A 16,383-nucleotide genomic window follows, 5' to 3' on the forward strand; every position below is an offset into this window, starting at 1 on the left:
GCTCTCTCTTTGTTTAATGTCCGCCAGGTGATGGGAACCGCATCAGGCAGGTATGCAGTTAAACCCACAGGTATCTGAGTATATGGGGATGATTGTCCGACATTCAACGTCACAGAGGCGAGAAAAGCAAAAGGGGAAACATTTTCCCCTTTTTTATTACGACAAGATGGACGATCTGTTTAATTATTCGCCAGATGCCTGGGCTTCATGCTTACCGTAGATCAACATGGGCTCAGACTGACCTTCAATAACTGATTCATCAATCACTACTTTTTCCACGTCGTCCATGGAAGGCAGGTCATACATCGTTTCCAGTAACGCACCTTCTACAATTGAACGCAGACCACGTGCACCGGTTTTACGTGACATCGCTTTCTTAGCAATGGCGGTTAACGCCTCGTCACGGAACTCCAGCTCAACGCCTTCCAGGTTAAACAGCGCCTGGTACTGTTTGGTCAGGGCGTTCTTAGGCTCACGCAGAATCTGAATCAGCGCTTCTTCGCTCAGCTCGCTCAGGGTCGCAACAACAGGCAGACGACCGATGAACTCAGGGATCAGACCAAATTTGATCAAATCTTCTGGTTCACACTGCGCAAGCAGTTCGCCTTCGCTGGCTTTCTGCGATTTCCCTTTCACAGTCGCGCCGAAGCCGATACCGGATCCGGTTTCAACACGCTGGGCAATCACTTTGTCCAGGCCGGCAAATGCGCCGCCGCAGATAAACAGAATTTTAGAGGTATCAACCTGCAAAAATTCCTGTTGCGGATGCTTACGTCCACCCTGCGGGGGAACGGCAGCCACGGTGCCTTCAATCAGTTTAAGCAGTGCCTGCTGTACGCCTTCGCCTGACACGTCACGGGTAATCGACGGGTTATCAGACTTACGTGAGATTTTGTCGATTTCATCGATGTAAACGATGCCGCGCTGTGCTTTCTGTACGTCGTAGTCGCATTTCTGCAGCAGTTTCTGGATGATGTTTTCAACATCTTCACCCACGTAACCGGCTTCAGTCAGCGTGGTGGCATCAGCCATGGTAAACGGCACATCCAGCAGGCGTGCCAGCGTTTCTGCCAGCAGCGTTTTACCACTACCGGTCGGGCCAATCAGCAGAATGTTGCTTTTGCCCAGCTCAATACCATTGCTGGTATCGCCGTTGCGCAGACGCTTGTAGTGGTTGTAAACCGCAACCGCCAGCACTTTCTTCGCTCTTTCCTGACCGATGACATAATCATCGAGGTGATGGCGAATTTCATGTGGGGTTGGCAACGCACTACGTTCACGATGCGGGGCAACTTCTTTAATCTCTTCGCGAATGATGTCGTTGCACAGGTCAACACACTCATCGCAGATATACACTGACGGCCCGGCAATCAGCTTTCGCACTTCATGCTGGCTTTTGCCGCAAAAAGAGCAGTACAGCAACTTTCCTGAACCGTCTTTGCGCTTATCTGTCATCAGTTAACCTCTTCTTGTTCTCAGGCCATACCCGCGTACGGCTCAGGCCGTGCGGAGACGGCCGAAATTCATTCAACCCATAATAGTACCGTTGTCCTGTTAACTATAGACCAGGGACAACGGTAAGTCGGGTCTTATTGGCGATGCGTCAGAATTGAATCGACTAATCCATACTCTACCGCTTCATTTGCAGAGAGGAAACGGTCACGCTCGGTGTCACGCTCAATTTCTTCCAGCGTTTTACCGGTGTGCTCAGCCATCAGCTCATTCATACGCTGCTTAACTTTAAGGATTTCGCGCGCATGGATCTCGATGTCTGACGCCTGACCCTGATAACCGCCCAGCGGTTGGTGGATCATCACACGTGAGTTTGGCAGACAGAAACGTTTGCCTTTGGTCCCCGCCGTCAGCAGGAAAGCACCCATAGAACAGGCCTGACCCATACAGATAGTGCTGACATCCGGTTTGATAAATTTCATGGTGTCGTAGATCGACATACCGGCCGTGATGACACCGCCTGGTGAGTTAATGTAGAGATAGATATCTTTTTCCGGGTTTTCAGCTTCCAGAAACAGCATCTGCGCCACAATCAGATTAGCCATGTGGTCTTCGACCTGGCCAGTCAGAAAAATGACGCGCTCTTTAAGCAGACGGGAGTAGATGTCGTAAGAACGCTCACCACGCGAAGTTTGTTCAACCACCATTGGCACCAGCGCATTGTGCGGTGCTGTATATTCACGATCGCCACTGTATGACATTACCGTCTCCTGGATAAATTTCATTGGCAACATTCTGTACCGATTCTACGTAAGACGCGCGGGAAACTCCACGCCGCGCCTTTTTCCGACACCTTCAGGACGGTTAATCAGCCAGCCTCACTCTTATTTCTGCATACTCCCTGTATCTGGGGATGCTGCACGCATGTTTCAAGCATAACAATCTTTTCCCTGTTCGCTAACCCGGAAAAAGCGATGCGTGAATAATTCGCCTGGTTATTAAACAAATAGCGGCGAAGAGTGGCTATCCGGACGCAAAACACAAAAAAGCCCGCGACTTTTCAGTCACGGGCTTAGCACAGACGGTTAAATGCGTGATCAGGCCTGAGCGGTCTGATTCATCAGATCCTGGAAGTTGGTCTCTTTCTCGGTCACTTTAGCTTTCGCCAGGACCGCTTCAACCGCTTGCTCTTCCAGCGCAACGTTGCGCATATTGTTCATCAGCTCGTTATTCTTGCTGTAGAACTCGATCACTTCCTGCGGATCTTCATACGCAGAAGCCATCTCTTCGATCATGGTGCTTACGCGCGCTTCGTCAGCTTTCAGCTCGTGGGTACGAATCACTTCGCCCAGCAGCAGACCGACAACAACACGGCGTTTAGCCTGCTCTTCGAACAGTTCGCGTGGCAGTTCCAGCGCCTGCTGTTCGTTGCCACCGAAACGCTGTGCAGCCTGACGACGCAGAACGTCGATTTCGCTGTCAACCAGCGCAGCTGGCACGTCGATTTCGTTCGCTTCAACCAGACCGTCGATTGCCTGAGTTTTGATGCGATTACGGATAGCGCCTTTCAGCTCGCGATCCATGTTCTTACGCACTTCAGTACGCAGACCGGCAACTGAACCATCTTCAACGCCGAAACGTTTGATGAACTCTTCAGTCAGCTCTGGCAGTTCGCGCGTTTCAACTTTCTTCAGCACGATCTCGAACTTCGCATCTTTCCCTTTCAGGTTTTCTGCGTGGTAGTCGTCCGGGAATTTCACGTCGATAGTGAAAGTTTCGCCCGCTTTGTGACCCACAACGCCTTCTTCAAAGCCTGGGATCATGCGGCCCTGGCCCATGGCCAGAACGAAATCAGAGGCTTTGCCGCCTTCGAACTCTTCACCGTCCACAGAACCGTTGAAATCGATAGTGGCACGATCTTCCGGACCTGCTGCAGCGTCGCTTTCGATCCAGTTGGCCTGCTGCTTGCGCAGAGTGTCCAGCATGGTATCAACGTCAGCATCAGTTACTTCAACGACAGGTTTTTCGACTTCGATGTTTTCCAGGCCTTTCAGCTCAACTTCCGGATAGACTTCGAATTCAACCGCGTAGGTGAAATCCTGACCTTCTTTGTATTCGCCTGGCACGTAGTTCGGTGCGCCAGCCGGATTAATTTTTTCTTTGATGATGGCGTCAACAAAGTTGCGCGTCATCAGCTCGCCCAGCACGTCCTGACGGACAGAAGCGCCGTAACGCTGTGCCACGATGTTCATCGGCACTTTGCCTTTACGGAAACCATCGATGCGAACTTTCCTGGCAACGTCAACCAGTTCTTTTTTTACAGCGCTTTCGATGCTGTCAGCAGCGACAGTAATCGTAATGCGACGGCCCAGGCCCTGAGTGGTTTCTACAGAAACTTGCATCTTGTTACCTCAAAAAATCACGTGCTCGGTCAACTTCAGACACCACACATAGTGAAATGCGCCGTATCCAACAACCGGGACGGCTTCCGTGAAGAGAACCTGATCCCTGTTACCAGAAGCGTCCCGAAGACATTCCGGAAAAATAGACGCAGCATTATAGCGGCATCGCTGGAATGAGTCGAGGATGCTAACTCACCACTTTTCAGCAGGTTTGCTGCTTTTTTGAGCCAGGGATCGCGTTTTTCGCTAAATAACAGAAAAAACGGCCCGCAGGCCGTTTCAGAGAAGGGAGATCAGGCGAGTGTTCCGGCACCACGACAGTTAGGCGAAGCCAGTACGGTATCCTGCAACCCTTCCCACTCTTTCAGGGTGTAAGTATGCAGGGCTAAGGCGTGTACGCTGCCCGCTAACTCAGCGGCCAGTTCGCCATAAATCAGGCGATGACGCGCCAGAAAACGCTGGCCTGCAAAGCAGTCGCTCACGATGACCACTTTGAAGTGACTTTCCGATCCGGCAGGAACATTGTGCCGGTAACTTTCGTCGTGCACTTCCAGATGAGCTGGCTGAAACGCCACACGCAGCTTTTCTTCTATTTGTTCGCGGATCATGGCTATTACTCCTCAATGGCGAGCGCAGTGCCCCATCTCATTCAATCTTAGTCGCTTTTAGTGCGCTTACCCGCAAGCGCACGCTAAATATTGCATTTTATGTCAGGCCGCTTCCGGCACGCATAATAACGCAGCTGAAACGAACAGCAAACCGACCTGTCAGAGAAGAGGCTTAAAACGGTTTCAGACACAATTTCCCCGGCAACAGGGCTTTTTTCACTGCCGGGCAATGCTATGATGACCGCAGTTTTTGCAAACCAACCCCCTGACACCAACGAGAAAAAGTATGTTGAAAAAACTGTTATTCCCACTGTTGGCTGCGTTCATTTTAGCCGGCTGTGCAACCAGCAATAATACCCTGACTATCCAGCCTAAAATTCAGTTACCGCAGCAGGACCCAGGCCTGATGGGCGTGACTGTCAGCATCAACGGTGCCGACCAGCGTAAAGATCAGGCGCTGGCTAAAGTAAACCGTGATGGTCAGTTAGTGACCTTAACGTCATCGCGTGACCTGCGCTTCCTGCTGCAGGAAGTGCTGGAGAAGCAGATGACAGCACGCGGCTATATGATTGGTCCTAATGGCGCGGTCGATCTGCAGATTGTGGTGAACAACCTCTATGCCGACGTCACTCAGGGCAATGTGCGCTACAGCATCACCACCAAAGCGGACATCTCTATTATCGCAACAGCGAAAAACGGCAACAAACAGGTTAAAAACTACCGCCAGACTTACAGCGTAGAAGGCGCGTTCAACGCCAATAACCAGAAGATTACCAACGCGGTGAACGCCACTATGAGCGATGTGATCGCGGATATGGCTCAGGACACCAGCGTCAACGACTTCATCAAGCAGAACGCCCGTTAATTCAGTCTCTCCTCTGCCCTGCCTTGCGCAGGGCTTTTTGTTATCTGCAGGATCCGCATGAACCACTATCTTCGCCTCTTCAGCCAGAAAAACGCCGCCGTATTGCTGCTTCTTGGTTTTGCTTCCGGACTGCCGCTGGCCCTGACATCGGGCACGTTGCAGGCGTGGATGACGGTGGAAAATGTCGACCTGAAAACCATCGGCTTCTTTTCGCTGGTCGGCCAGGCCTATGTCTTTAAGTTTCTCTGGTCACCGATGATGGACCGCTATACGCCGCCGTTTCTGGGCCGGCGTCGCGGCTGGTTACTGGTCAGTCAGCTGGCGCTGGTTGGCGGGATAATCGCGATGGGATTTCTGCAACCGGGACGCGATCTTACCCTGATGGCCGCGCTGGCCGTGCTGATTGCCTTCTGCTCCGCCTCACAGGACATCGTTTTTGACGCATGGAAAACGGACATCCTGCCGCCTGAAGAGCGTGGCAGCGGCGCGGCGATTACCGTGCTGGGGTATCGACTGGCAATGCTGATTTCCGGCGGGCTGGCGTTGTGGCTGGCTGACCGCTATCTCGGCTGGCAGGCAACCTACTGGCTGATGGCGCTGATGATGGTGCCGGGCATTATCGCCACGCTGGTGGCGAGCGAGCCAGATACCCGTATCTCCACACCCCATTCACTGCGTCAGGCGGTGGTCAATCCGCTAAAAGATTTCTTTCAGCGCAACAACGCCTGGCTGCTGATTACCCTGATTATTCTTTACAAGCTGGGCGATGCGTTTGCCGCCTCGCTGACCACCACTTTTTTGATTCGCGGCGTGGGCTTCAACGCCGGTGACGTCGGTCTGGTCAACAAGACGCTGGGTCTGCTGGCGACCATTATCGGCGCGCTCTATGGCGGCGTACTGATGCAGCGTCTGAGCCTGTTCCGGGCGCTAATGATTTTCGGTCTGCTGCAGGCTGTCTCGAACTTTGGTTACTGGCTGCTGGCGGTGACCGACAAACAGTTGTGGAGCATGGCCAGCGCGGTCTTTGTTGAAAATCTCTGTGGCGGCATGGGCACCGCGGCCTTTGTGGCGCTGTTAATGACGCTGTGCAATAAGTCGTTCTCCGCTACCCAGTTCGCCCTGTTGTCGGCGCTCTCAGCGGTGGGTCGGGTCTATGTCGGCCCGGCGGCGGGCTGGCTGGTGGAACTCTGGGGCTGGCCGACCTTTTATGCATTCACGGTGATGGCGGGTCTGCCGGGCCTGGTGCTGCTGGCTTTCTGCCGACAAACATTGAATCAGGTCGAGCAAAGTGGCAATTTTCTGACACGTAGCTACTATCCTCATGGCTATCGCTGGACTAATCGTCTGTTTGCAGCCGGATGCGGCGTACTGGCGCTCTGGCTGGTGGCTCTGGCACTGAATGCGTTGGGCGTGACGGCGCTGACACCGCTGCTTACCCGCCTGTTTGAGCTGGGTATGACACTCTCCCTGCTGGCGGTGCTTTCGGGGGTGTGGCTGGACTATCGGGCGCTGAAGAGAACCCCTGCGTTGCCTGCATCAGATGCTTAAGTGAAATCGATAGGTTTACAGGCTGCGGCTTATTTTATGACACCCCGATAAGTCGCCGCCATTTATCATCGCGTGTTATTTTTTAAAAATAACAATATGACCTGAGGAGGCGTAGCGGAAATACTAAAAACCGGTGAGCAATTACTTTAGTTAAATTTCATCGCGCAAATGATGCAGACTTGTTAAATATTTGGGAGTTAAAAGTAAGGGTTATTCCTTTCCCTGATTTTTTTACGGTTACTTCCATTGGTTTTTGTTATATTGATGCCAACTGCTTGTCTGCGTTAATTATTTGTCACCTGGCGCAACATCTGTGACACCCTTAGCAAAAGGTGTCAACACGTATCTGACACATCCTTAAGCTGGTTTACACTGCATAAACCTTCCCGTAAAATGCGCGCACACTTAAACGACAATAGAGCCCTTTGTCATTGAGGTCGTTAAATGAGACTCAGTAAATACAATAAAAGTTTGGGGATTTTGTCATTAATTGCAGGCACTTTATTAATGAGTGGCTGCGATAGTGCATTGTTAAATCCCAAAGGACAGATTGCACTGGAGCAACGTTCGCTGATACTGACTGCCTTTGGCCTGATGTTGATCGTCGTCATCCCCGCAGTCCTGATGGCCGTGGTGTTTGCCTGGAAATATCGGGCGTCCAACACGAATGCGAAGTACAGCCCTAACTGGTCACACTCTAACAAAGTGGAAGCCGTGGTCTGGACCATTCCGATCCTGATCATTCTCTTCCTCAGCGTGCTGACCTGGAAATCAACCCACGCACTGGAGCCCAGCAAACCGCTGCAATCTGATGTGAAACCGGTTGAGATCGATGTGGTTGCACTGGACTGGAAATGGTTGTTCATTTACCCGGAACAGGGTATTGCGACCGTGAACCAGATTGCCTTCCCGGCAAATACTCCGGTGAACTTCAAAATCACGTCTAACTCCGTCATGAACTCTTTCTTCATCCCAACGCTCGGCAGCCAGATTTATGCGATGGCTGGTATGCAGACCAAGCTGCATCTGATTGCAAATGAGCCGGGAATTTTCGACGGTATCTCTGCGAACTTCAGTGGTCGTGGTTTCTCTGGCATGAAGTTTAAAGCCATTGCAACCAAAGACGATGCGGAATTCCAGCAGTGGGTGGCTAAAGTTAAAGCAGCCCCTAACACGCTGAACACTATGGATGATTTCGAGAAAGTGGCTGTGCCAAGCGAAAATCACCCGGTGGAATATTTCTCTTCAGCTGATCCGAAACTGTTCATGCAAGTCATCGACAAGTTCAAGATGAGCCACGGGAAAATGGACATGCCAAAACATGAAGGTATGGACATGAGTCACGCCGCTTCCGCGGGAGCCGAGGAATAATACGATGTTCGGAAAATTAACACTTGATGCAGTGCCGTACCATGAGCCGATTATCATGGTTACGGTTGCCGCTATCCTGATAGGTGGTGCAGCGCTGGTTGCTGCGCTCACCTATTTTGGTAAGTGGAAATATCTGTGGTCTGAATGGCTGACGTCAGTCGACCACAAACGCCTGGGTATCATGTACATCATCATGGCGTTCGTCATGCTGATTCGTGGTTTCGCTGATGCCATTATGATGCGTACCCAGCAGGTTATGGCTTCGGCCGGTGAAGCGGGCATTCTGCCACCGCACCACTACGACCAGATCTTTACCGCGCATGGCGTGATTATGATCTTCTTCGTGGCGATGCCGTTCGTGGTTGGCCTGATGAACATCGCGGTTCCGTTGCAGATTGGTGCACGTGACGTTGCGTTCCCGTTCCTGAACAACCTGAGCTTCTGGTTTACTGCGGTCGGTGTGATCCTGGTTAACCTGTCTCTGGGTGTGGGCGAGTTCGCACAGACCGGCTGGCTGGCTTATCCGCCGCTCTCCGGCGCGGAGTACAGTCCCGGGGTCGGGGTCGATTACTGGATCTGGAGCCTTCAGCTTTCAGGTATTGGTACGACCTTAACCGGTATTAACTTCTTCGTGACCATCCTGAAGATGCGTGCACCGGGCATGAGCCTGTTCAAAATGCCGGTATTTACCTGGACCGCGCTGTGCACCAACGTCCTGATCATCGCTGCGTTCCCGGTTCTGACCGTGACCCTGGCGCTGTTGACCCTTGATCGTTATCTCGGCTTCCATTTCTTCACCAATGAAATGGGCGGGAACATGATGATGTACGTCAACCTGATCTGGGTCTGGGGCCATCCGGAAGTGTATATCCTGGTACTGCCGGTGTTTGGTGTGTTCGCAGAAATTACCGCGACCTTCTCCAAAAAACGTCTGTTTGGTTATACCTCACTGGTGTGGGCGACCATCGCCATTACCGTGCTGTCGTTTATCGTCTGGTTGCACCACTTCTTCACCATGGGTGCGGGTGCCAACGTTAACGCCTTCTTCGGTATCATGACGATGATCATCGCGATTCCGACCGGGGTTAAAATCTTTAACTGGCTGTTCACCATGTATCAGGGCCGCATTCAGATGCACTCTGCCATGCTGTGGACCGTTGGCTTCCTGGTAACCTTCTCTGTAGGGGGTATGACCGGCGTACTGCTGGCCGTTCCGGGTGCTGACTTTATTCTGCACAACAGCCTGTTCCTGATTGCACACTTCCATAACGTTATCATCGGTGGTGTGGTGTTCGGTTGTATGGCGGGCGTGACCTACTGGTTCCCGAAAGCATTTGGCTTCACCCTGAACGAAACCTGGGGTAAGCGCGCATTCTGGTTCTGGATCATTGGCTTCTTCGTTGCCTTTATGCCGCTGTACGCACTGGGCTTCATGGGTATGACACGTCGTCTGAGCCAGGATATCGATCCACAGTTCCACACCTTACTGGTGGTAGCTGCGGGCGGTGCCGGTCTGATTGCGCTGGGTATTCTGTGTCAGCTGACCATGTTCTACGTCTCGGTACGTGACCGCGATCAGAACCGTGATGTGACGGGTGACCCATGGGGCGGTCGTACGCTGGAGTGGGCAACCTCTTCACCACCACCGTTCTATAACTTTGCTGTCATCCCGCATGTGCATGAGCGTGACGCTTTCTGGGAAATGAAAGAGAAAGGCGAAGCGTACAAACAGCCGGAATCTTATGAAGAGATTCATATGCCGAAAAACAGCGGTGCCGCAATTATCATCTGCGCATTTGCAACGGTAATGGGTTTCGCGCTGATCTGGCATATCTGGTGGCTGGCGGGTGTTTCATTCCTCGGCATGATCGTTTCCTGGATCGTGAAGAGCTTCGACGAAGACGTGGATTACTACGTTCCGGTTGCCGAAGTTCAGAAGATTGAGAACCAGCACTTTGACGAAATCAGCAAAGCAGGTCTGAAATAATGTCAACTGAAACTCTGATTAAACATCACCACGACGCCCATGCGGAGCATGGGCATCACGATGCAGGAGCCAATAAAGTCTTTGGCTTCTGGATCTACCTGATGAGTGACTGCATTATCTTCGCAACCCTGTTTGCGACCTATGCTGTCATGGTCAACAACACTGCCGGTGGCCCGGCAGGTAAAGATATCTTTGAGCTGCCGTTTGTTCTGGTAGAAACCGCCCTGCTGCTGTTGAGTTCGATCACTTACGGCATGGCTGTTATCTCCATGAACAAGGAGCAAAAAGGTGCCGTTATCGGCTGGCTGGCGCTGACCTTCCTGTTCGGTCTGGGCTTCATCGGGATGGAAATCTATGAATTCCATCATCTGATTGCTGAAGGCTTTGGTCCGGATCGCAGTGGCTTCCTGTCTGGCTTCTTTACCCTGGTCGGTACCCACGGTCTGCACGTGACCTCAGGTCTGATCTGGATGCTGGTTCTGATGTTCCAGATTTCCAAACGTGGCCTGAACGCGACTAACCGCACTCGTATCATGTGTCTGAGCCTGTTCTGGCACTTCCTGGACGTGGTCTGGATTTGCGTCTTCACCGTTGTTTACCTGATGGGAGCCATGTAATGAGTCATTCTGTTAACGAACATGGCGCTTCACACGGTAGCGTGAAGTCCTACATGATCGGCTTCATCCTCTCTATCATCCTGACGGCGATCCCGTTCTGGATGGTAATGGATGGCAGTGCATCTCACGGTACTATCCTTGGTGTTGTTCTGGTATGTGCGGTGATTCAGGTGCTGGTTCACCTGGTCTACTTCCTGCACTTAGACAGCAAATCTGAGGGTGGCTGGAACATGGTAGCCATTGTCTTCTCGGCCATCATCATCCTGATTGTCGTAGTAGGCTCACTGTGGATCATGTGGAACCTCAACTACAACATGATGCCTCACTAAAGAGTCACGCGTAATGTTTAAGCAATACCTGCAAGTTACAAAACCAGGAATTATTTTCGGGAATTTAATTTCTGTGATCGGCGGATTTCTGTTGGCTTCCAAAGGCAACACGGATTACGCCCTGTTTCTCATCACCCTGGTGGGCGTGTCACTGGTGGTTGCATCGGGTTGTGTGTTTAACAACGTGATCGACCGCGACATTGACATCAAGATGGAGAGAACCAGGAATCGGGTGCTGGTAAAAGGCCTCATCTCCGCGAAAGTAAGCCTGGTTTATGCCACTGTGCTGGGTATTGCTGGCTTTGCGTTGCTCTACTTCGGTGCTAATCCGCTGGCCATGTGGCTGGCGGTGATGGGCTTCGTGGTGTACGTGGGCATCTACAGTCTCTACATGAAGCGTAATTCCGTTTACGGTACGCTGATTGGCAGTCTGTCGGGTGCTGCGCCGCCGGTTATCGGCTACTGCGCGGTCTCTAACCAGTTTGATGCTGGCGCATTAATCCTGCTGGCGATCTTTAGCCTGTGGCAGATGCCGCATTCGTACGCGATTGCCATCTTCCGCTTTAAAGATTACCAGGCAGCGAACATCCCGGTTCTGCCGGTGGTGAAAGGCATTTCCGTGGCTAAAAATCATATTACGCTCTATATTCTGGCGTTTATGATTGCCACGCTGATGCTGACGCTGGGAGGCTACGCGGGCTACAAATATCTGGTGGTGGCTGCTGCGGTCAGCGTCTGGTGGCTGGGCATGGCGTTATCAGGTTATAAAACCGCTGATGACCGTGTCTGGGCGCGTAAACTGTTTGTCTTCTCTATCGTGACCATCACCGCACTGAGCGTGATGATGTCGGTGGATTCGATGGCTCCGGCCTCGAAGGACCTGCTGACTTACGTCTGGTAACCGGCACCGATACAGCATGAAAAGGGCGCGATTTTCGCGCCCTTTCTTTTTGTTACCACTGCTTAAAAACTATTGTTTTACCCGCCCTGCCCCGCCCCCTAGAATAAATGCAGCACATTAACAGAGGTTGGAATGAACGATAATAAAATGACTCCGGTGGAGCTGCGCGCCACATGGGGCCTCGGTACGGTCTTTTCCCTGCGCATGCTGGGAATGTTTATGGTCCTGCCGGTACTGACCACTTATGGCATGGCATTACAGGGCGCGAGTGAAACCTTAATTGGCCTGGCAATCGGCATTTATGGCCTTGCCCAGGCGATATTTCAGATTCCTTTTGGTCTGCTCTCCGATCGCATCGGGCGTAAGCCGCTGATCGTTGGCGGACTGTTGCTGTTTGTCCTGGGCAGTATTATTGCTGCCTGCACTGACTCCATCTGGGGCATTATTCTGGGCCGTGCACTTCAGGGCTCAGGCGCGATTGCCGCTGCCGTGATGGCGCTGTTATCCGATTTAACCCGTGAGCAGAACCGCACCAAAGCGATGGCGTTTATCGGCATCAGTTTTGGCGTTACCTTCGCGATCGCCATGGTGGTCGGCCCGATTGTTACTCACGCACTGGGCCTGCATGCGCTGTTCTGGATGATTGCGATTCTCGCGTCGCTGGGTATCGTGATCACTCTGCTGGTGGTGCCATCGGCCTCCCATCATGTTCTGAACCGTGAATCAGGCATGGTTAAAGGCAGCTTCCGCAAAGTGCTGGCTAACCCACGTCTGGTGAAGCTCAATATCGGTATTTTCTGCCTGCACGTCCTGCTGATGTCGAGCTTTGTCGCGTTGCCGGGGCAGTTTGAGCAGGCAGGCTTCCCGGCTCCCGAACACTGGAAAGTCTATCTCTCCACCATGCTGATCGCTTTTGCCGGCGTAGTACCTTTCATTATTTATGCCGAAGTGAAGCGCCGCATGAAGCGTGTCTTTGTCGGCTGCGTCGGGATGATTGTCATTGCCGAGATCGTATTGTGGGGCGCGGAAGGACATTTCTGGACGCTGGTGGTGGGTGTTCAGCTCTTCTTCTTCGCCTTCAACCTGATGGAAGCGATTCTGCCTTCGCTGATCAGTAAAGAGTCGCCTGCAGGCTACAAAGGCACGGCGATGGGAATCTACTCCACCAGCCAGTTCCTGGGCGTGGCCGTTGGCGGCAGCATGGGTGGCTGGGTATTTGGTCATTTCGATGCGCAGACCGTATTCCTGGTTGGCGCGATGGTGGCCGCAGCCTGGCTGTTTGTCAGCATGACAATGCAGGAGCCGCCTTATGTCAGCAGCCTGCGCATCGTGCTGAGTGATGCCGCACTGGCCGTGCCGAATCTGGAGCAGCGCCTGAAAGCGCAGCCGGGCGTTAACTCTGTGTTTATCGTGCCCGAAGAGAAAAGCGCCTACATCAAAATTGATAGCAAGGTTACCAGCCGCCCTGAGCTGGAAGCTCTGCTGGGTAGTTGTTAGCTTAAAAAGTTTAGTGATAACGTCAGCTCGTTTCGCTTCAGGATCGAGCTGGCTCAGAGAACACGGTCAGATCGGAAAGTCGCAAAAGCCGCCATCCATGGCACGCTCGGCCCGCGCCGTCCCTGGCGCGGGACGCTTTCCTCCTCTGACCGTGTTCCCTGCGCCCCTGAGCTTTTGAGTTGCTGCTAAGTTCCCCCAGGATTTGAATCTGTTAATAGACTCAAATCCAACTCAATCCTGGTTTCAGACAGCTTATAAACTCAAAGCAAGGGGGCCAGCATAGGCTCAACCGCGCCAAACCCGGCACAAGCCTTCTTACAGACGACTCATAAATCCAAAGCGATGGGAGCCTGTGCCTGTAGCAAAGCATCGCGGGCCAGGGACAAAAATGCCGGGAGCGTTTTTGAACAACGCAACGCGTTTGCCCGGCTACGGGCGCACCTCAGGGATGAGGTGCGTAATCGCCCGCGCTGAGCCGCCATGGATGGCGCTTTTGCGTCTTTGCGAAAGGCACAGGCTCCCTGAGCAAGCGCGCGATCGCACAGACGCCCTACAGCTCCCAACTCTCTCCAGAATTTCGACTTGTTTAAAGCGACAGAAGCCCACCCAAACTCAACAACAAAAAACCCGGCTTTAGCCGGGTTTTTATCACTGCATTCATGCTGAAATTCAGCTGGCCCCCGCTTAATCGCGGAAGTTTTTAAACTGGAAGGGCTGCCCCAGATTGCTGCCGCGCACGATTGCCATCGCACCCTGCAAATCATCACGCGCTTTGCCGGTTACACGCAATGCTTCACCCTGAATCTGGGTCTGCACTTTCAGCTTGCTGTCTTTGATCAGCTTCACCAGCTTCTTCGCCACGTCGCTTTCAATGCCTTTTTTCAGTTTGGCATCGACCGCCCAGCTTTTGCCGCTGTGCTCAATCTCTTCCGGCACCTCTAAAGCACCGCCTTCAATCCCGCGCTTCAGTAACTTCTCACGCAAAATATCCACCAGCTGCTTAACCTGAAAATCGGACTCGCTGGTGATTTTGATGGTTTCATTCTTTTCGTTGAGCTCAAACTCGGCGCTCACGTTGCGGAAATCGAAGCGGGTAGACACTTCACGGTTGGCATTTTCCACCGCATTGCGAATTTCCTGCAGATCGACTTCTGAAACGATATCGAAAGATGGCATCTCTTCTTCTCCTGACGCTAAAGTGACATGCATAATACGCGTCTTAAGGTGCTAAATAAAATCAGGCTGCACACAACGCTATAATGACAGTGTGACAGTAAATAATAGATGGATAGCCCGCCAGCGGGAGGCAGCATGAAAATTACCGTGTTAGGTTGCGGCGCTCTGGGTCAGATCTGGATGACAACCCTTGCCCGCCAGGGACATGAGGTGCAGGGATGGTTGCGGGTGCCGCAGCCCTACTGTTCAGCCAATGTGATTGATCCACAGGGTAACATTTCGAACCGCACGTTTATCGCCAACGATCCGCTGTTTCTGGCAGAAAGCCAGCTGCTGCTGGTTACGCTCAAAGCCCCGCAGGTCTCGCCCGCGGTGAAAAACCTGGAAAGCGTGCTGCCAGAAAACTGCCCGGTGCTCCTGCTGCACAACGGCATGGGGACGCTGGAAGAGCTGAAAGGGCTGACTCAGCCGCTGCTGCGCGGCGTCACCACCCATGCGGCGATGCGCGACGGCACCGTTATTAAACACATCGCCAGTGGCATTACCCACATCGGCCCCGGTAACCGCAAAAGCGCCGCTTACAGCGATCTCGCCGATATCCTGCATCATGCCCTGCCTGATGTCGCCTGGCATGACAACATCCGGGCGGCCTGCTGGCGCAAGCTGGCAGTGAACTGCATCATCAATCCGCTAAGCGTGGAGTATGAGTGCCAGAACGGTGCCCTGCGCGCTTATCCGGAGCAGATCGCGCAACTGTGCGAAGAGATCAGCTGGGTCATGGAGCGCGAAGGTCAGAACGTTGCCAGCGAAAGCCTGCAGGACATCATCTTCGACGTGATTGAAAGCACCGCGGCCAACACCTCTTCGATGCTGCAGGACATACGCGCCCAGCGTCTCACCGAAATCGACTATATCAGCGGTTTTCTGCTGCGCCGCGCCCGGACGCACGGCCTGGTGCTGACGGAGAATACCCGTCTGTATGACATTGTAAAACGCAAGGAGTCCCATTATGACCGCGAACGCATCAGTGCTGGTTTGCCTGGCACATGGCAGTGAAGAAACCGAAGCTGTCACCACCATCGACCTGCTGGTACGCGCCGGGCTGAACGTTGTCACCGCCAGCGTCGAAAGCGACGGCAACCGGGAGATCGTCTGCTCACGCGGTGTTCGTCTGCTGGCTGACGTGACGCTGGTTGAAGTCGCCGACAATGATTTCGCCGCCATCGTCCTGCCCGGCGGCCTGAAAGGCGCCGAAACCTTCCGTGACAGTCCGCTGTTAGTCGAAACGGTACGCCAGTTTCACCTCAATGAAAGGATCGTCGCCGCTATCTGCGCCGCGGCAGGCACGGTACTCATCCCCCACGATCTCTTTCCGGTCGGTAACATGACCGGCTTTCCCGGCTTAAAAGAGACCATTCCGTCAGACAAGTGGATGGAGCGGCGTGTGGTCTGGGATCCGCGCGTCAATCTGCTGACCAGCCAGGGGCCAGGCACGGCAATGGATTTTGCGCTAAAGCTGATCGATCTGCTGGTGGGAAAAGAGATGGCGCGCGAGGTGGCCGCACAGCTGGTGCTGGCTCCCGGCATTTATGACTATCAGGCGTAAACACGCTGAGTTAAAACGCTCTGT

At 53.0% G+C, this 16,383-nt stretch carries 15 protein-coding genes; 10 read left to right on the plus strand and 5 right to left on the minus strand.

The window, feature by feature from the left end; genetic code table 11:
• Positions 1-183 precede the first annotated feature (183 nt).
• The 4 genes from clpX to bolA all read right to left on the minus strand — a co-directional run bounded on the left by clpX (position 184) and on the right by bolA (position 4,462).
• Complete coding sequence (clpX, locus tag NR195_RS18100; RefSeq protein WP_010671205.1) at positions 184-1,455, minus strand: ATP-dependent protease ATP-binding subunit ClpX; 1,272 nt, start codon at positions 1,453-1,455, stop codon at positions 184-186.
• Positions 1,456-1,589: 134 nt separating this feature from the next.
• Positions 1,590-2,213: an ATP-dependent Clp endopeptidase proteolytic subunit ClpP gene (gene clpP / locus NR195_RS18105; protein WP_010255410.1), complete on the minus strand. Its 624-nt coding sequence runs from the start codon at positions 2,211-2,213 to the stop codon at positions 1,590-1,592.
• 336 nt (positions 2,214-2,549) lie between these two features.
• Entirely contained in the window at positions 2,550-3,854 is a 1,305-nt protein-coding gene (gene tig / locus NR195_RS18110; RefSeq protein ID WP_010255408.1) for a trigger factor, read from the minus strand.
• Positions 3,855-4,147: 293 nt separating this feature from the next.
• Positions 4,148-4,462: a transcriptional regulator BolA gene (gene bolA / locus NR195_RS18115; RefSeq protein ID WP_008924895.1), complete on the minus strand. Its 315-nt coding sequence runs from the start codon at positions 4,460-4,462 to the stop codon at positions 4,148-4,150.
• A 286-nt stretch (positions 4,463-4,748) separates the two neighbouring features.
• Here bolA and NR195_RS18120 point away from each other — a divergent pair, with 286 nt between their 5' ends.
• From NR195_RS18120 to NR195_RS18155, 8 genes are all read left to right on the plus strand, one after another.
• Positions 4,749-5,327: a lipoprotein gene (locus tag NR195_RS18120; RefSeq protein WP_010255406.1), complete on the plus strand. Its 579-nt coding sequence runs from the start codon at positions 4,749-4,751 to the stop codon at positions 5,325-5,327.
• A gap of 57 nt (positions 5,328-5,384) precedes the next feature.
• Positions 5,385-6,875 (plus strand): muropeptide MFS transporter AmpG, encoded by a 1,491-nt coding sequence (gene ampG, locus NR195_RS18125; protein ID WP_256844792.1) that lies wholly within the window; start codon positions 5,385-5,387, stop codon positions 6,873-6,875.
• Between the two features lie 444 nt (positions 6,876-7,319).
• Complete coding sequence (gene cyoA / locus NR195_RS18130) at positions 7,320-8,246, plus strand: cytochrome o ubiquinol oxidase subunit II (protein ID WP_010255402.1); 927 nt, start codon at positions 7,320-7,322, stop codon at positions 8,244-8,246.
• A 4-nt stretch (positions 8,247-8,250) separates the two neighbouring features.
• Positions 8,251-10,233, plus strand: a complete 1,983-nt coding sequence (cyoB, locus tag NR195_RS18135) for a cytochrome o ubiquinol oxidase subunit I (RefSeq protein ID WP_010255400.1) — start codon at positions 8,251-8,253, stop codon at positions 10,231-10,233.
• Positions 10,233-10,850, plus strand: coding sequence for a cytochrome o ubiquinol oxidase subunit III (locus NR195_RS18140; protein WP_009091720.1), 618 nt, complete (start codon positions 10,233-10,235; stop codon positions 10,848-10,850). The genes cyoB and NR195_RS18140 overlap by 1 nt, the downstream gene beginning before the upstream one ends.
• A complete protein-coding gene (locus tag NR195_RS18145; protein ID WP_008924889.1) occupies positions 10,850-11,179 on the plus strand; it encodes a cytochrome o ubiquinol oxidase subunit IV in 330 nt (109 codons plus the stop codon). The genes NR195_RS18140 and NR195_RS18145 overlap by 1 nt, the downstream gene beginning before the upstream one ends.
• 13 nt (positions 11,180-11,192) lie before the next feature.
• Positions 11,193-12,080: a heme o synthase gene (gene cyoE / locus NR195_RS18150; protein WP_010255394.1), complete on the plus strand. Its 888-nt coding sequence runs from the start codon at positions 11,193-11,195 to the stop codon at positions 12,078-12,080.
• Positions 12,081-12,212: 132 nt separating this feature from the next.
• Positions 12,213-13,577 carry an MFS transporter gene (locus NR195_RS18155; RefSeq protein ID WP_010255391.1) on the plus strand — a complete coding sequence of 455 codons (1,365 nt, stop codon included), beginning with the start codon at positions 12,213-12,215 and terminating at the stop codon, positions 13,575-13,577.
• A gap of 684 nt (positions 13,578-14,261) precedes the next feature.
• Here the strand turns inward: NR195_RS18155 and NR195_RS18160 are convergent.
• The gene (locus tag NR195_RS18160) at positions 14,262-14,753 is read right to left on the minus strand and encodes a YajQ family cyclic di-GMP-binding protein (protein ID WP_003852530.1); all 492 of its coding nucleotides are present in this window, start codon (positions 14,751-14,753) and stop codon (positions 14,262-14,264) included.
• Positions 14,754-14,888: 135 nt separating this feature from the next.
• Between NR195_RS18160 and panE the strand changes: the two genes are divergently transcribed.
• Complete coding sequence (gene panE, locus NR195_RS18165; protein WP_033756769.1) at positions 14,889-15,809, plus strand: 2-dehydropantoate 2-reductase; 921 nt, start codon at positions 14,889-14,891, stop codon at positions 15,807-15,809.
• Positions 15,763-16,359 (plus strand): protein deglycase YajL, encoded by a 597-nt coding sequence (gene yajL / locus NR195_RS18170; RefSeq protein ID WP_010671202.1) that lies wholly within the window; start codon positions 15,763-15,765, stop codon positions 16,357-16,359. Before panE ends, yajL begins: the two co-directional genes overlap by 47 nt.
• The last annotated feature ends 24 nt before the right edge of the window (positions 16,360-16,383 follow it).

The organism is Pantoea sp. Ft-CA_14, from assembly GCF_024520875.1.
Taxonomy (GTDB): Bacteria; Pseudomonadota; Gammaproteobacteria; order Enterobacterales; family Enterobacteriaceae; genus Pantoea; species Pantoea agglomerans.

Coding starts and splice junctions, on each gene's coding strand:
- clpX (WP_010671205.1), bottom strand. CDS start 1,455: ATGACAGATAAGCGCAAAGACGGTTCAGGAAAGTTGCTGTACTGCTCT.
- clpP (WP_010255410.1), bottom strand. CDS start 2,213: ATGTCATACAGTGGCGATCGTGAATATACAGCACCGCACAATGCGCTG.
- tig (WP_010255408.1), bottom strand. CDS start 3,854: ATGCAAGTTTCTGTAGAAACCACTCAGGGCCTGGGCCGTCGCATTACG.
- bolA (WP_008924895.1), bottom strand. CDS start 4,462: ATGATCCGCGAACAAATAGAAGAAAAGCTGCGTGTGGCGTTTCAGCCA.
- NR195_RS18120 (WP_010255406.1), top strand. CDS start 4,749: ATGTTGAAAAAACTGTTATTCCCACTGTTGGCTGCGTTCATTTTAGCC.
- ampG (WP_256844792.1), top strand. CDS start 5,385: ATGAACCACTATCTTCGCCTCTTCAGCCAGAAAAACGCCGCCGTATTG.
- cyoA (WP_010255402.1), top strand. CDS start 7,320: ATGAGACTCAGTAAATACAATAAAAGTTTGGGGATTTTGTCATTAATT.
- cyoB (WP_010255400.1), top strand. CDS start 8,251: ATGTTCGGAAAATTAACACTTGATGCAGTGCCGTACCATGAGCCGATT.
- NR195_RS18140 (WP_009091720.1), top strand. CDS start 10,233: ATGTCAACTGAAACTCTGATTAAACATCACCACGACGCCCATGCGGAG.
- NR195_RS18145 (WP_008924889.1), top strand. CDS start 10,850: ATGAGTCATTCTGTTAACGAACATGGCGCTTCACACGGTAGCGTGAAG.
- cyoE (WP_010255394.1), top strand. CDS start 11,193: ATGTTTAAGCAATACCTGCAAGTTACAAAACCAGGAATTATTTTCGGG.
- NR195_RS18155 (WP_010255391.1), top strand. CDS start 12,213: ATGAACGATAATAAAATGACTCCGGTGGAGCTGCGCGCCACATGGGGC.
- NR195_RS18160 (WP_003852530.1), bottom strand. CDS start 14,753: ATGCCATCTTTCGATATCGTTTCAGAAGTCGATCTGCAGGAAATTCGC.
- panE (WP_033756769.1), top strand. CDS start 14,889: ATGAAAATTACCGTGTTAGGTTGCGGCGCTCTGGGTCAGATCTGGATG.
- yajL (WP_010671202.1), top strand. CDS start 15,763: ATGACCGCGAACGCATCAGTGCTGGTTTGCCTGGCACATGGCAGTGAA.